We start from the raw sequence: 13511 nt of genomic DNA on the forward strand, positions 1-13511 counted from the left end.
GCGGCCTCTACGCTGGCACCATGAGTGGTCGCGCGGGTCCCGAGGTGACGCTGTCGACCTCGTCGGTGTATCCGTTGGGTCCGGCGGCGGCCTTCGAGATCGGCGCGCGGCTCGGGTACGACGGGATCGAGGTGATGGTCCTGTCCGACCCCACCACCCAGGATGCGGAGGGTCTGCGCCGCCTCGTCGACGAGCACGGAATGCCGGTCCGCTCGATCCACGCACCGACGCTGCTCGTCACCCAGCGCGTGTACGGCTCCTCGCCGTGGGACAAGATCGACCGCTCCATCGAGCTCGCGCACGAGCTGGACGCCGACGTCGTCGTGCTGCACCCGCCGTTCCGGTGGCAGAAGGAGTACGCGACCGGGTTCGTCGAGGGCGTCGTGCAACGCGAGGCCGACAGCGGCCTGCGCCTGGCCGTGGAGAACATGTTCCCCTGGCGCGCCGGCAAGGAGCTGCAGGTGTACCTGCCCGCGTGGGACCCCGTGCCGATGTCCTACGACAGCGTGACCCTCGACCTGTCGCACTCGGCGACCTCACGCAGCGACGTCCTGGCGATGCAGGCAGAGCTCGGCTCGCGCCTGGCGCACGTGCACCTGGCGGACGGGTCGGGCTCCCTCAAGGACGAGCACCTCGTCCCCGGTCGCGGCACCCAACCGTGCGACGAGTTCCTGCGCCGGCTGGGCGGTTCGGGGTTCGAGGGCGTGGTGGCCGTCGAGGTCGGAACGCGGCGCCTGACCCCGGAGGGACGCGACGCCGACCTGCGTGAGTCCCTGGAGTTCGCCCGCACGCACCTGGCGGACGGCGGCGAGTTCACCTGATGCCGCCTGCTCCGGTCGCGCGGCCTGTCGGTGGGACCGACTAGCCTGGCCGTGGTGAGGATCGAGATGCCCCCGGTGAGGGGCCGAACTCGGAAGGGGACGGCGTGGAGGCCGCTCGTCTGACCGTGCAGGACGCGCTGATCCGGGTGGCGACCGACGCCCGTCTGCGTCGCGCCGCAGAGAACCGCACGATGAGTCACGAGATCGTGCGCCGCTACATCGCGGGGGAGTCGATCTCCTCGGCGATGGACGTCGCCTCCTGGCTCGCCGCCCGCGGCCGGTGCGTCAGCCTGACCCACCTCGTCAGCGAGCCGCAGGATCTCGCGCGCACCGTCAAGCGCGCCAAGCGCATCCGCAAACTCATCCGCCGCCTGTCCGACGCCGGGCTCACCGACGACGGGTTCGCCGACGTGAGCATCAGGCTCTCGGCGCTCGGTGCGGGCCTGGGCAACCCCGGACGCAACGCCGCCCGCGACCACCTGCGTGAGCTGGCGGAGGCCGGCGCCGAGCACGGCGTCACCCTCACCCTCGAGGTCGAGCCCGCGATCCCCGCCGACCTCACCATCGAGGCGTTCCACCACATCCGCGTCGACCACCCCGAGACGGCGATCAGCCTCCAGGCGTGTCAACGGCGCACCGAGAGCGACTGCCGCTCGCTGGCGCGCGCCGGCGCCCGTGTCCGCCTCACCAAGGGGGCACCCGGTCCCGATCCCGAGGCCTTCGGCCGCCAGCACGACGTCGACCTCGCCTACGTCCGGGCCGTCCAACCGCTGCTCGAAGGGGCGAGCAAGGTCGCCGTCGCCACCCACGACGAACGACTGATCCACCTCTCGGAGACGCTGTGCCGACGGTTGGGGCGCGACCCCTCCACCCTCGAGTACCAGTTGCGCTACGGGGTGCGCCCGGACAAGCAGGCCGAGATCGCCGACCGGGGCGACCGCATGCGGGTCTACGTCCCGTTCGGCGAGGACTGGTACCCCTACCTCGCCAGGCGCGTGGCCGACAGCCCCCGCGAGATCCTCGCCCTGGTCAGGGCCACAGCCCGCTGACGACCTCGACGCAGCCCGTTCCACCGACCACGACGACCCGACCAGCCGTCGACGCGCATCATCGACCAGCCAGGAGACGAGCAATGACGAGCGACACCCCCGACCTGTCGACCTTCGAGGCTCGGATCGCCGTGCTCGGCGCGGGGATGATGGGAGGCGCGGTGCTCTCGGGCCTGCTGGCGGCCGATCTGTCGGCCGAGTCGGTGATCGTCACCAACATCGACGAGGACGCACTGCGGCCGTGGGCCGAGCGGGGCGTCCAGACCTCCGACGACAACGTCGCGGCCACGCGGGATGCCGACATCGTCTTTCTCGCCGTCAAACCCCACGTGGCGGCCGACCTGCTGGACGAGATCGCCGCCGAGCTGTCGGAGGACACGCTGGTGGTGTCGCTGGCCGCGGGCGTGACGCTCTCGACCCTCGAAGGGCACGCCGGCGCGGGCGTCCCGGTCGTGCGCGTGATGCCGAACACCCCGGCGCTCGTGGGGGAGGGCATGTTCGTCCTCACCCCCGGCGAGCACTGCGGCAAGGATCGCCTCGAGGCCGTCGAGCAACTGCTCAACGCCTGCGGACGTACCGAGGTCGTGCCCGAGCGGTTGCAGGACGCCGCCACCGGACTGTCGGGATCCGGGCCTGCCTACCTCTTCTACGTCGCCGACGCCCTCATCGAGGGCGGCGTGCTGGAGGGGTTGCCCCGCCCGATGGCCACGCGGCTGGTGGCGCAGACCCTCTTCGGTTCGGCGGCCATGGTCCGCCAGGGCGACGAACCGCCCGCGACGCTGCGTGAACAGGTGACGAGCCCCGGTGGCTCCACCGCCGCGGCCCTGCGGGTCCTCGACGCGGGCGCGGTGCGTCACCACCTCGGGGCAGCCGTGAGCGCGTCGACGAAACGGTCCGCCGAACTGGGCGCCTGACCCCTGGAGGGCCGCGGAACGGCGTACACTTCACGCTCCGGCAGTGGTCGACAGAGGGTCGATCGGCGCTGTTACTGTGGTGATGGCCGCTGTGGCGGGGGCCCAGCCTGGTTGCGAGGAAAGGAACCTCATGTCGGAGTTCTCCGTTCGTGTGCTGTCCGAGGCGGAGTGGGAGCTGTACCGCGAGATGCGGTTGCGGGCGCTGCGCGAGTCTCCCGAGGCGTTCGTCGCCGACATCGCGACCGAAGAGGACTACGACGAGCAGCTGTGGCGCGACCGCATGAACCGCTCCGACCGCATGATCTGCTACTCCGGGGACGACCCCGTCGGCATCGCCTCCGTGCGCATGAACGAGGCCCTGTTCGAGAACGCCGCCGAGCTCTTCAGCCTGTGGATCTCACCGTCCCTACGCGGTGAGGGTCTGGCCGCCAAGTTGGTCGTCGCGGCCAGCGAACTCGCCGAGAAGAAGGGCGCTTCCCAGCTCGTCTACTGGGTGGGTACCGACAACGCGCGCGCCGTCGCGTTCGCCAGCAGCTACGGGTTCCGTCCGACCGAGCACCGCCGCGAGCCCCGCACCGAGTCCGCGCGCTCGGAGGGGATCGAGGAAGAGCTCGCGATGGTCCTGGCGCTGCGGCGCTGACCTCCCTGCGCAACTCCGTCGGCGCGAACGCGCCGCCTCGGCCTGCCTGACGGATAGCGTTCGACCATGGCGACACAGGCCCGCATCGTCTGGGACGACTCCTTCACCGCGTACGACTTCGGTGAGGGACATCCGATGAACCCGATCCGGTTGGATCTCACCGCCCGGTTGTGCCGTGCCCTCGGTCTGTTCGACGAGGGTGAGGTCGAGCTGGTGGTGCCCGACACCCCCGACGACGACCTCCTCGCGCGGGTGCACTCGGCCGAGTACATCGAGGCCGTGCGTCGCGCCTCGGCGGATCCGTCGTCGGCCGACCCGCGCTTCGGGCTCGGCACGGAGGACGACCCGGCCTTCCTCGGCATCCACGACGTGAGTGCCCGCATCGCCGAGGGGACGCGCGCCGTCGCCGAGGGTGTCTGGCGCGGTGAGGTCCCGCACGGGGTCAACTTCGCGGGCGGGTTGCATCACGCCATGCCGAACACCGCTGCCGGATTCTGCATCTACAACGACGCCGGCGTGGCCATCGACTGGCTGCTGGACAACGGTGTCGAGCGGATCGCCTACGTCGACATCGACGCCCATCACGGCGACGGCGTCGAGCGCATGTTCTACAAGGACCCTCGCGTCCTGACGATGTCGATGCACGAGACCGGCACGGTGCTCTTTCCGGGCACGGGCTTTCCCGGCGACCTCGGCGGTCCCGACGCGCTGGGCTCCTCGGTCAACATCGCCCTCCCGCCCGGCGTGGGCGACGTCGGGTGGTTGCGGGCCTTCCACGCCGTCGTGCCCCCGATCCTGCGGGCCTTCCGACCCCAGATCCTCATCACCCAGCACGGCGCGGACTCCCACTACAGCGACCCCCTGGCGCACCTGTCGGTCTCGGTCGACGCCCAGCGGATCGCCGCGGACACCCTGCACGACCTCTCCCACGAGCTGTGCGGCGGCAAGTGGGTCGCGCTCGGCGGTGGGGGATACGAGATCGTGCAGGTCGTGCCGCGGGCGTGGACCCACGTCGTCGGCCTCGCGCTGCACCGGCCGATCTCGGTGGACACCGAGGTGCCCGCCTCCTGGCGCGACGATGTGCTCACACGTATGGGTGAGGAGGCGCCGCCGACCATGGGCGACGGCACGTCGGAGAAGGGGCGCATCTGGTGGCGGTCGTGGGATGCCGGGTTCGACCCCGAGGACGCCGTCGACCGAGCGGTGATGAAGACGCGGGAGGCCGCCTTCCCCCATCACGGACTGGACCTCTGGTTCGACTGATCGGGCACCGCCGCGTTTTCCCCCGGCGCCCGTGCACGCTAAGCTCGGGGAGATCGTCTGTCGCATCGGCCTGCGCCGACGCGGTGGGCACGAAGCGCGCTGAGCATGACTGCCGGGACAACGGCCGACCATGACTGCCGTTTCTCATCCGGGCCGGTCGACTCGCGCCGATCAGCCGAACCACCCCAATCACCGGGTTCTCCGGTGTGATCGATGAGGTTTTCTATGGGCTCTGTCATCAAGAAGCGCCGCAAGCGTATGGCGAAGAAGAAGCACCGCAAGCTGCTTCGCAAGACGCGCCACCAGCGTCGTAACAAGAAGTAGTCCGCAAGGCGGATCCAGGCGAGGAGCAGGTCTGCGTCACGCAGGTCGGCTCCGGCCGATCGTGTCCGGGCCGTGGTCGTCGTCGGCGACCCCGGCCTGATGCGTGCCCGGCTCCGGCGTCGACGGCGGCCCTGGGCGATCACGCGTCCGCGTAGCGGTTTCGCAGGCGGCGTGACTCGTTAGGATCCAGGCAGAACGACGAGGAGGGGCGGATGTCGACGACGATCCTCGTCACCGGTGTGTCCTCCTACCTGGGCGCCGGCGTCGCGCGCCGGCTGGCCGGGAGTCCCGACGTCGACCGGGTCATCGGCGTCGACGTGCAGAGCCCGGCGTTCCCGCTCGGTGGCGCGGAGTTCCTGCGCACGGATGTCCGCAACCCGATCCTCGGGCGGGTCGTGCGTCAGGCGGAGATCGGGACCCTGGTGCACTTCGGCGCGGTGCCCACCACCGGGTCGCGCTCGGCGCGGACCTCCCAGCGTGAGGCCACGGTCATCGGCACCATGCAGCTCCTCGGGCTCTGCCAGGCCGTCCCCGCGCTGCGGCACGTGGTGCTCGCCTCGACCGGATCCGTGTACGGCGCCTCGGCCTCCTCGCCCGCGATCGTCACCGAGCAGAGCCCGGTCAACGTGCGGGCCCGCGCCGGTCACGTGCGCGATGCCATCGAGGTCGAGTCGTACGTGCGGGCACTGGCGCAGCGGCGCCCCGACGTCGGGGTGAGCGTGCTGCGCCTGACGCACGTGTTCGGCACCCACACCCGCAGCGCCATGAGCAACTACCTGCGCGCCCCCGTGGTGCCGGTGCCGTTCGGGTTCGACGCGCGCCTGCAGGCGCTGCACGAGGACGACGCCGTCGGAGCCCTGGTCACGGCCGCGGCCGGCGAGCCCGTCGGCACCGTCAACGTCGCGGGCGACGGCATCCTCACCCTGCGCCAGGCCCTGCGGATCGCCCGCCGCCCCTCGGTGCCGGTGCTCACCACGACCGGCCGCGCCCTCGGGGCGCTCACCCGTTGGGCGGGGGTCTCCGACGTCGACCCCGATCACATCGACTACGTGATGTACGGCCGCTGCCTCGACGTGCGGCGGATGCGCGAGGTCCTCGGATTCACGCCGCGACTGACCACCCGCGAGACCTTCGAGTGGTTCGCGCAGGAGACCTGGGGTGTCGCGCCGTCGCACACGCACCTCACGCGTCCGGGGCCGGGCGCCGTCGCCGACCTCCCCGACGACGTCGATCCCGCCGACGACGAGCTGCTCGTGGAGGAGGGCACGTGACGGAGCTCCTGCGCCACCTGGTGTCGATGTTGCCGCCGGGCACCGACCCCGAGGAGGCCGTCCGGATCCTCACGCGGATGCTGCGGTGGGCGGCCGATCAGGCCGGTCTGGATGCGGAGGAGGCCGAGGAGGCCGTGGCCGCGACCCTGGCCTTCCTGCGCCGTCGGCTCGAGGGCGACTACGTCGTCGACGAGTTCGGGTTCGACGCCGAGTTCACCGAGTCGGTCTACATCCCGATCCTGCGGCCGCTCTACCACCGGTGGTTCCGCGTCGAGGTCCGCGGGATCGAGAACATCCCCTCCACCGGCGGCGCGCTCATCGTGTCGAACCACTCCGGCACGATCGCGATCGACACGATGATGACCACGGTGGCCGTCCACGACGCGCACCCGGCGCACCGCTTCCTGCGGCCGCTCGGGGCGGACCTGGTGTTCGCGGCGCCGCTGGTGGGCGACGTCGCGCGGCGCTCGGGATCGACCCTGGCCAGTCAGCTCGACGCGGCCAGGTTGCTCGAGGACGGCGAGGTGGTCGGGGTCTGGCCCGAGGGGTTCAAGGGCGTGGGTAAGCGGTTCGCCGACCGGTACAACCTCCAGCGCTTCGGCCGCGGCGGTTTCGTCGCGACGGCGCTGCGGGCGGGAGTGCCGATCATCCCGTGCTCGGTGGTCGGGGCCGAGGAGGCCTACCCGATGATCACCGACCTCGCGCCGCTGGCGAAGCTGCTCGGGCTGCCGTACTTCCCGCTCACGCCCACGTTCCCGCATCTGGGACTGTTCGGGCTGGTGCCTCTGCCGACCAAGTGGATCATCGAGTTCGGGACGCCGATGGACACCGCCGGCCTGGGGGCGAAGGACGCCGACGACCCCCTCACGGTGTTCGAGGTGACCGACCAGGTCCGCCAGACGATCCAACGCACCCTGCACGCCCTGTTGGCGCAGCGCGGTTCCCCGTTCACCGGCGGCTGACGACGGCCCTGCGAACGCGGCCCTCCGGGTGCATCCGTGCAGCTCGGAGCACGGATGGGCCCCAGGCGAACCCGGTCCGGGGTGGGGGATGGCCACCGTCGAATGTCGGAGAATCAGGACGATCGTCATACAGTGGTCCGCATGGAGAGCACATGGGCACCCACCGTCACGCTCATCACGAAACCCGGCTGTCATCTGTGCACGCTGGCCCGTGATGTCGTCACCAGGGTCACCAGCGATCTCGGCGCCGGATTCGAGGAGTTGTCGCTGGCCGACATCCCCGATCCCGACCCGATGTGGTGGGAGCAGATCCCCGTCACGCTCATCGACGGTCAGGTCCACGACTACTGGCGCGTGAGCGAGCGACGACTGCGCAACGAACTCGCGGGACGGATCGGCGCGGCGCGCAGCGCGTGAGCGGCGCAGTCCGGCGGCTCGGCTCGACCGGCGGAACGGTCGAGATCCCCCTGTCTCGCGAGGCGAGTCGACGCCGGTCGGCATTTGTCCCGGACGAGGGGTGGATCTAAGGTGAACGAAGACCTGACGGGGACGCCCACGTCATCCACGATCGATCAGGAGCCGGAGACACCGTTGACCGTTCATGCCGCATCGGCCACGGACGGGCGACGCCGCCATCGTAGTGCGCCCGTTCTCTGCACCGGGCGGGGGGTAGGTCGATGAGCCTGGTGGTCATGGGAATCTCCCACCGCAGCTCGGACATGTCTCTGCTGGAGCGTCTCTCGCTCGACGACACCCGACTCGACTCCCTCACCCGGACCCTGTTGTCCGGTGAGCACATCGAGGAGGTCGCGCTGCTGTCGACCTGCAACCGGCTCGAGGTGTACGCCGAGGCGTCCACGTTCCACGGAGCGGTCGCGCACATCGGTGAGGCCGTCGCGGACGAGACGCAGGTCGATCGTGACGAGCTGAACGCGGCCTTCTACGTCCACTACGAGGACCGGGCCATCGCGCACGTGTTCTCGGTGGCCTGCGGTCTTGACGCCATGGCTGTGGGCGAGGCGCAGATCCTCGGCCAGGTGCGCGGCACCCTCTCGCGGGGGCAGGACTCGGGGTCCGTCGGTCACCAGCTCAACCTGCTGCTGCAGCACGCCCTGCGCGTCGGCAAGCGGGCCCACTCCGACACCGAACTCGACCGTTACGGCTCGTCCCTCGTCGAGGTGGGGTTGAGCCGCGCCCAGGAGCACGTCGGCGACCTGTCGCACGCCTCGGTCCTGGTCATCGGTGCCGGCGCGATGAGTTCGCTCGTCGCCACCACGGCCGTCCGCCACGACGTGAGGTCGCTCACGGTCATCAACCGCACGCCCGAACGCACCCGCCGGCTCGCGGCGGCGACGGGTGCCACGGCCCGCAACTGGGACGAGCTGCCCGAGGCGCTCGCCGAGGCCGACGTCGTCCTCTCCTGCACCGGCGCCATGGGTCAGGTCGTCGAGGCCGACGTGGTGCGCCGCATGCTGCCCGGCCGGCAGGGACGGCCGGTCGCCTTCGTCGACCTCGCCCTCCCGCGCGACGTCGACCCCGAGATCGCCGACCTGCCCGGATGCCTGGTGGTCGCGCTCGACGACCTCGGCCGCGCGCTGTCCGACGTGTCCATCGGCGGCGAGGCCCTGCGCCAGGTCGAGGACATGGTGGTCTCCGAGGTCGCCGCGTTCCTCATGACCCGTCGCCAGGAGTCGGTCGCACCGGCTGTCGCCGCGCTGCGCCGGCATGCCGCGGCCGTCGTCCGCGCCGAACTCGACCGACTCGACACGCGCCTGACCGGCGTCGACGCCCAGACGCGCGCCGAGGTGGAGCGGACCGTGCACCGCGTCGTCGACAAGCTGCTGCACACCCCGACCGTGCGGGTCAAAGAGCTCGTGGCCAACGGCACCGGCGGCGGCGACTACGCCCAGGCGCTGCGCGAACTGTTCGACCTCGACCACGAGCACGTCGCCACGGTCACCCGGCCCCCGGAGCGCGGCGGAACGAGGGATCTGCCATGACACGACCCGCTCCCGCCGGACACTCCGGATCCTCACCCCGCCCGCTGCGTCTGGGCACCCGCCGCAGCCGCCTCGCGACGACCCAGTCCGGGTGGGTCGCCGACAAGCTCCGCGCCCTCGGGCACGAGGTCGAACTCGTCGAGGTCGTCACCGAGGGTGACGTCAACCTGGCGCCGTTGACCCAGATCGGTGGCACGGGCGTCTTCGCCTCCGCGCTGCGGCAGGCCCTGCGCGCCGGTGAGGTCGACCTGGCCGTGCACTCCCTCAAGGATCTGCCGGTGCTGCCCGAACCGGGCCTCGTGGTCGCCGCCATCCCCGAGCGGGAGGACCCGCGCGACGTCCTCGTGGCCCGCGACGGTCTCGATCTCGCCGGTCTGCCGGCCGGTGCGTCCGTGGGCACCGGGTCGCCCCGTCGGGCGGCGCAGGTGCTCGTGCACCGGCCCGACCTGCAGGTCACCGCCATCCGCGGCAACGTCGAGAGCCGCATCCGCCGCACGACCACGGGTGAACTCGACGCCGTGATCCTCGCCGGTGCCGGCATGCGCCGGCTCGGCCTGGCCGAGCAGATCACCGACGTCATCGACGTCGACGTCATGCTGCCCGCCCCCGGGCAGGGCGCCCTGGCCGTGGAATGTCGCGAGAGCGACACCGAGGTGATCGAGGTCGTCCGCGCCCTCGATCACGAGGCCACCCGCACCGCCGTGACCGCCGAACGGGCGCTCCTGCGCGCACTGGAGGCCGGATGCACCGCCCCCATCGGCGCCCGCGCCCACCTGGAGGCCGGTGAACTCGTCCTCGAGGCGTTCGCCGGCAGCGACGACGGGTCGATCGCCCTGCGGCGGCGCGCCACGGGCGACCCACAGGATCCCCTGCGTCTCGGATCCTCCCTCGCGGCCGAGCTCCTCACGGACGGAGCGGACCGCATCCCGGCGAGCGTGCTCGCCCGCACCCCCACACACACGCCGCCGTCGGGAGACCCCGACGGCCGTACGCGAAGCCCCCGTGACACGGGCGCCATCAAGGAGCAGACACCGTGAGCACCACCAGCCGCCCGGTCGACGGAATCTCGACGCAGACGGCACGCGTCGCCTTCGTCGGCGCGGGCCCCGGCGACCACTCGTTGCTGACCGTCCGGGCCACCGACCTGCTCGCGGCGGCGGACGCCGTCGTCGTCGACTCGGTCGCCGCCGAGGACATCGTCAAGCAGTTCGGTCGTGAGGACGTCACGATCATCGAGACCACGCAGGGCGACCGTGGCAGCGCGCTCACCCACGCCTCGTGGGCCAAGCTCGTCGCCCGCGCCGCGACCCAGGTCGCCAAGAACGCCGCGCAGAACGGCGCCGCGACCGCGGGTGGTCCGGGGCTGCTGGTGCGGCTGATGACGGGCGACCCGACGGCCTTCCACGGCCTCGCCGCCGAGCTCGCCGCCTGCCACAAGGCCGGGCACAGCACCGAGATCGTACCCGGCGTGAGCACGTCGGCCGGGGTCGCCGCGTACGCCGGCATCCCGCTGACCTCGCGCGAGTCGGCCTCGGTGCACATCGTCGACGCCGCGACCTCCGACGCCGACTGGGGTGGCGGTGTGGCGTCCACGACGACCGTCGTCGTCATCGGCACCGACGCCGCCCAGCTCGCCGACGGCCTCGACCGGCTGCTCGAGGCCGGGCGCGACGGCGCGACCCCGGTGGCGCTCACCGAGCACGGCACCACGGTCGAGCAGAAGACGACGACCACGACCCTGGCCGAGGCGTCCGCGTTGCTGCGTCGGGGCGACCTGCAGCCCGACGTCGCGCTCGTCGGGGCGACGGTTCCGCTGCGCGACGAGATGTCCTGGTACGAGACCAAGCCGCTGTTCGGGTGGCGTGTCCTCGTGCCGCGCACCAAGGACCAGGCGGGTCCGACGATCGAGCGCCTGGCCGAGTACGGCGCCCGCGGTGAGACCGTCCCGACGATCAGCGTCGAGGCCCCCGCACGCCGCAGCAGATGCAGCGCGCGATCAAGGGCCTGGTCACCGGTCGGTACGAGTGGGTCGGGTTCACCTCGGTCAACGCCGTGCGGGCCGTGCGCGAGAAGCTCGAGGAGATCGGCCTCGACGTGCGGGCGTTCGCGGGCCTCAAGATCGCCGCGGTCGGCGGCGTGACGGCCGACGCGCTGCGCGAGATGGGCCTGGAGCCCGACCTGCTGCCCACGGGTGAGCAGTCGGCCAAGGGCCTGCTCGAGGTGTGGCCGCCGTACGACGACGTGCTCGACCCGATCAACGGGGTCTTCCTGCCGCGCGCCGACATCGCGACCGACACCCTCGTGGCCGGTCTGCAGGAGATGGGCTGGGAGGTCGACGACGTCACGGCCTACCGCACCGTGCGCGCGGCGCCTCCGGCCGTCGAGATCCGCGACGCCATCAAGCAGGGCGACTACGACGCGGTGGTCTTCACCTCCTCCTCCACGGTGCGCAACCTCGTCGGCATCGCCGGCAAGCCCCACCCGACCACGGTGGTGGCGTGCATCGGGCCGGCCACGGCCAAGACCGCCGAGGACCACGGGCTCACCGTCTCGGTCCTGGCCGACGAGGCCTCCTCCGCGGCCCTGGTCGACGCCCTGGCCGACTACGGACACCGGTTGCGCGCCGCCGCCCTCGAGGCGGGCGAGGACGTCCGCCGGCCCAGCGACAAGCGTCCCGCCGGACGCCGGAAGGCGCGTTGATGTCCGAGGCGAACCTCGACCGCTCGGCCGGGCGCATCCGTCCGCGCCGGCTGCGGAGCACCCCGGCCATGCGGCGTCTCGTCGCCCAGACGCGGCTGCACCCGGCCGAACTCATCTGGCCCCTGTTCGTCAGGGAGGGCGCCGACGGTCCGCGACCCGTCACGTCGATGCCGGGGGTGGAGCAGCACAGCCTGGACTCCCTCGTGACGGCGGCGCGCGAGGCCGTCTCCGCGGGCGTCGGTGGACTCATGCTGTTCGGCGTGCCGCAGCAACGTGACGCCACCGGCACCGGGGCCGACGACCCCGACGGCATCCTCAACGTGGCGCTCGCGACGGTCCGTGAGGCCGTCGGCGACGACACCCTCGTCATGGCCGACCTGTGCCTGGACGAGTTCACCGACCACGGACACTGCGGCGTGCTCACAACCGGCCCGCGCGGTGAGACCGTCGTCGACAACGACGCGACGCTCGAGCGGTACGCCGCGATGGCGCTGGCCCAGGCCGACGCCGGGGCGCACGTGCTCGGCCTGTCCGGGATGATGGACGGCCAGGTCGGCGTCGTGCGCGACGCCCTCGACGCCCACGGCCGCTCCGACGTCGTCGTGCTCGCCTACGCTGCCAAGTACGCCTCGGGCTACTACGGTCCGTTCCGCGACGCGGTCGAGTCGACGCTGCAGGGCGACCGGTCCACCTACCAGCAGGACCCGGCCAACGCCGCGGAGTCGCTGCGCGAGGTGCGCCTGGACATGGAGCAGGGCGCCGACATGGTCATGGTCAAGCCGGCACTGCCCTATCTCGACATCCTCGCCAAGGTCGCCGACGTGGCGGCGCAGGCCGGGGTGCCGACGGCCGCCTACCAGGTCTCCGGTGAGTACGCGCAGATCGAGGCGGCCGCCGAGCGGGGTTGGATCGACCGCGACCGGGTCGTGCTGGAGTCGCTCACGGCGATCCGGCGGGCCGGTGCGGGCTCGGTCCTCACGTACTACGCCCTCGAGGTCGCGCGCCGCCTCAACGGATGACGAGCGAGGACAGATGAGCGCCGATCGGCCCGCGGACCCCCGGCGGGGACGCGATGTCCCGCGCCCGCGCCAGGAGTGGTTGACCGAGCGCGAACAGCGTGCCTGGCGGGCCTATCTCGCCGGCAGCCGCCTGCTCGACGACGCCCTCGACCACGATCTGCAGCGGCACGGACTCCAGCTCAGCGAGTACGAGATCCTCGCCCTGCTCTCGGAGGCCGACGGACGCCACCTGCGCATGTCCAAGCTCGCCGATCAGGTCGTCCAGTCGCGAAGTCGCCTGACCCACACCGCCACCCGCCTGGAGCGGCGGGCCCTGGTGCAGAGACGCCCGGCTCCCGGCGACGGCCGCGGCGTGGACCTGTGGCTCACCGACGAGGGGTCGGCGTTGCTCGACCGCGTCGCCCCCACGCATGTGGCGAGCGTCCGTCGCCACCTCGTCGACCACCTCGGGGCGGAAGGACTCGCGCAGTTGGGGGCCGCGATGGCCCGGATCCGCGACGGCATCCTCGGCGAAGGTGACCCCGCGTCGCCCCGCACGGCCCGCTGAG

General features: G+C 71.9%; 13 protein-coding genes and 1 pseudogene. All 14 read left to right on the forward strand.

Going from position 1 to position 13511, the window contains the following annotated elements; genetic code table 11:
• Positions 1-20: 20 nt before the first annotated feature.
• The 14 genes and pseudogenes from QQK49_RS02315 (at position 21) to QQK49_RS02380 (ending at position 13510) form a co-directional block, all read left to right on the forward strand.
• Positions 21-821: a sugar phosphate isomerase/epimerase family protein gene (locus QQK49_RS02315; protein ID WP_284302497.1), complete on the forward strand. Its 801-nt coding sequence runs from the start codon at positions 21-23 to the stop codon at positions 819-821.
• 104 nt (positions 822-925) lie between these two features.
• On the forward strand, positions 926-1870 hold the full coding sequence (locus tag QQK49_RS02320; protein ID WP_284302500.1) for a proline dehydrogenase family protein: 945 nt from the start codon (positions 926-928) through the stop codon (positions 1868-1870).
• A gap of 83 nt (positions 1871-1953) precedes the next feature.
• Positions 1954-2784 (forward strand): pyrroline-5-carboxylate reductase, encoded by an 831-nt coding sequence (proC, locus tag QQK49_RS02325; protein ID WP_284302502.1) that lies wholly within the window; start codon positions 1954-1956, stop codon positions 2782-2784.
• Positions 2785-2914: 130 nt separating this feature from the next.
• Positions 2915-3424: a GNAT family N-acetyltransferase gene (locus QQK49_RS02330; protein WP_284302504.1), complete on the forward strand. Its 510-nt coding sequence runs from the start codon at positions 2915-2917 to the stop codon at positions 3422-3424.
• Positions 3425-3490: 66 nt separating this feature from the next.
• The gene (locus tag QQK49_RS02335) at positions 3491-4687 is read left to right on the forward strand and encodes an acetoin utilization protein AcuC (RefSeq protein WP_284302507.1); all 1197 of its coding nucleotides are present in this window, start codon (positions 3491-3493) and stop codon (positions 4685-4687) included.
• Between the two features lie 225 nt (positions 4688-4912).
• Positions 4913-5011 (forward strand): 30S ribosomal protein bS22, encoded by a 99-nt coding sequence (locus tag QQK49_RS02340; protein WP_003792170.1) that lies wholly within the window; start codon positions 4913-4915, stop codon positions 5009-5011.
• A gap of 212 nt (positions 5012-5223) precedes the next feature.
• On the forward strand, positions 5224-6282 hold the full coding sequence (locus QQK49_RS02345; RefSeq protein ID WP_284302508.1) for an NAD-dependent epimerase/dehydratase family protein: 1059 nt from the start codon (positions 5224-5226) through the stop codon (positions 6280-6282).
• On the forward strand, positions 6279-7244 hold the full coding sequence (locus QQK49_RS02350; protein WP_284302509.1) for a lysophospholipid acyltransferase family protein: 966 nt from the start codon (positions 6279-6281) through the stop codon (positions 7242-7244). Before QQK49_RS02345 ends, QQK49_RS02350 begins: the two co-directional genes overlap by 4 nt.
• Before the next feature lie 141 nt (positions 7245-7385).
• Positions 7386-7661 carry a glutaredoxin family protein gene (locus tag QQK49_RS02355; RefSeq protein ID WP_284302510.1) on the forward strand — a complete coding sequence of 92 codons (276 nt, stop codon included), beginning with the start codon at positions 7386-7388 and terminating at the stop codon, positions 7659-7661.
• Between the two features lie 260 nt (positions 7662-7921).
• Positions 7922-9244, forward strand: a complete 1323-nt coding sequence (locus QQK49_RS02360) for a glutamyl-tRNA reductase (protein ID WP_284302511.1) — start codon at positions 7922-7924, stop codon at positions 9242-9244.
• The gene (hemC, locus tag QQK49_RS02365) at positions 9241-10281 is read left to right on the forward strand and encodes a hydroxymethylbilane synthase (protein ID WP_284302513.1); all 1041 of its coding nucleotides are present in this window, start codon (positions 9241-9243) and stop codon (positions 10279-10281) included. The genes QQK49_RS02360 and hemC overlap by 4 nt, the downstream gene beginning before the upstream one ends.
• Positions 10278-11944, forward strand: a pseudogene (locus tag QQK49_RS02370) (bifunctional uroporphyrinogen-III C-methyltransferase/uroporphyrinogen-III synthase). Before hemC ends, QQK49_RS02370 begins: the two are co-directional and overlap by 4 nt.
• A complete protein-coding gene (gene hemB, locus QQK49_RS02375; protein ID WP_284302515.1) occupies positions 11944-12963 on the forward strand; it encodes a porphobilinogen synthase in 1020 nt (339 codons plus the stop codon). Before QQK49_RS02370 ends, hemB begins: the two are co-directional and overlap by 1 nt.
• A 13-nt stretch (positions 12964-12976) precedes the next feature.
• A complete protein-coding gene (locus tag QQK49_RS02380; RefSeq protein WP_284302517.1) occupies positions 12977-13510 on the forward strand; it encodes a MarR family winged helix-turn-helix transcriptional regulator in 534 nt (177 codons plus the stop codon).
• Position 13511: the final 1 nt, after the last annotated feature.

The sequence above is a fragment of the Mobilicoccus caccae genome, assembly GCF_030161635.1.
GTDB classification, from domain to species: domain Bacteria; phylum Actinomycetota; class Actinomycetes; order Actinomycetales; family Dermatophilaceae; genus Mobilicoccus; species Mobilicoccus caccae.

What these genes read in the sequence shown, in the direction of transcription:
- QQK49_RS02315 (WP_284302497.1), top strand. Translation starts at nt 21, where the DNA reads ATGAGTGGTCGCGCGGGTCCCGAGGTGACGCTGTCGACCTCGTCGGTG.
- proC (WP_284302502.1), top strand. Translation starts at nt 1,954, where the DNA reads ATGACGAGCGACACCCCCGACCTGTCGACCTTCGAGGCTCGGATCGCC.
- QQK49_RS02330 (WP_284302504.1), top strand. Translation starts at nt 2,915, where the DNA reads ATGTCGGAGTTCTCCGTTCGTGTGCTGTCCGAGGCGGAGTGGGAGCTG.
- QQK49_RS02335 (WP_284302507.1), top strand. Translation starts at nt 3,491, where the DNA reads ATGGCGACACAGGCCCGCATCGTCTGGGACGACTCCTTCACCGCGTAC.
- QQK49_RS02340 (WP_003792170.1), top strand. Translation starts at nt 4,913, where the DNA reads ATGGGCTCTGTCATCAAGAAGCGCCGCAAGCGTATGGCGAAGAAGAAG.
- QQK49_RS02345 (WP_284302508.1), top strand. Translation starts at nt 5,224, where the DNA reads ATGTCGACGACGATCCTCGTCACCGGTGTGTCCTCCTACCTGGGCGCC.
- QQK49_RS02355 (WP_284302510.1), top strand. Translation starts at nt 7,386, where the DNA reads ATGGAGAGCACATGGGCACCCACCGTCACGCTCATCACGAAACCCGGC.
- QQK49_RS02360 (WP_284302511.1), top strand. Translation starts at nt 7,922, where the DNA reads ATGAGCCTGGTGGTCATGGGAATCTCCCACCGCAGCTCGGACATGTCT.
- hemC (WP_284302513.1), top strand. Translation starts at nt 9,241, where the DNA reads ATGACACGACCCGCTCCCGCCGGACACTCCGGATCCTCACCCCGCCCG.
- hemB (WP_284302515.1), top strand. Translation starts at nt 11,944, where the DNA reads ATGTCCGAGGCGAACCTCGACCGCTCGGCCGGGCGCATCCGTCCGCGC.
- QQK49_RS02380 (WP_284302517.1), top strand. Translation starts at nt 12,977, where the DNA reads ATGAGCGCCGATCGGCCCGCGGACCCCCGGCGGGGACGCGATGTCCCG.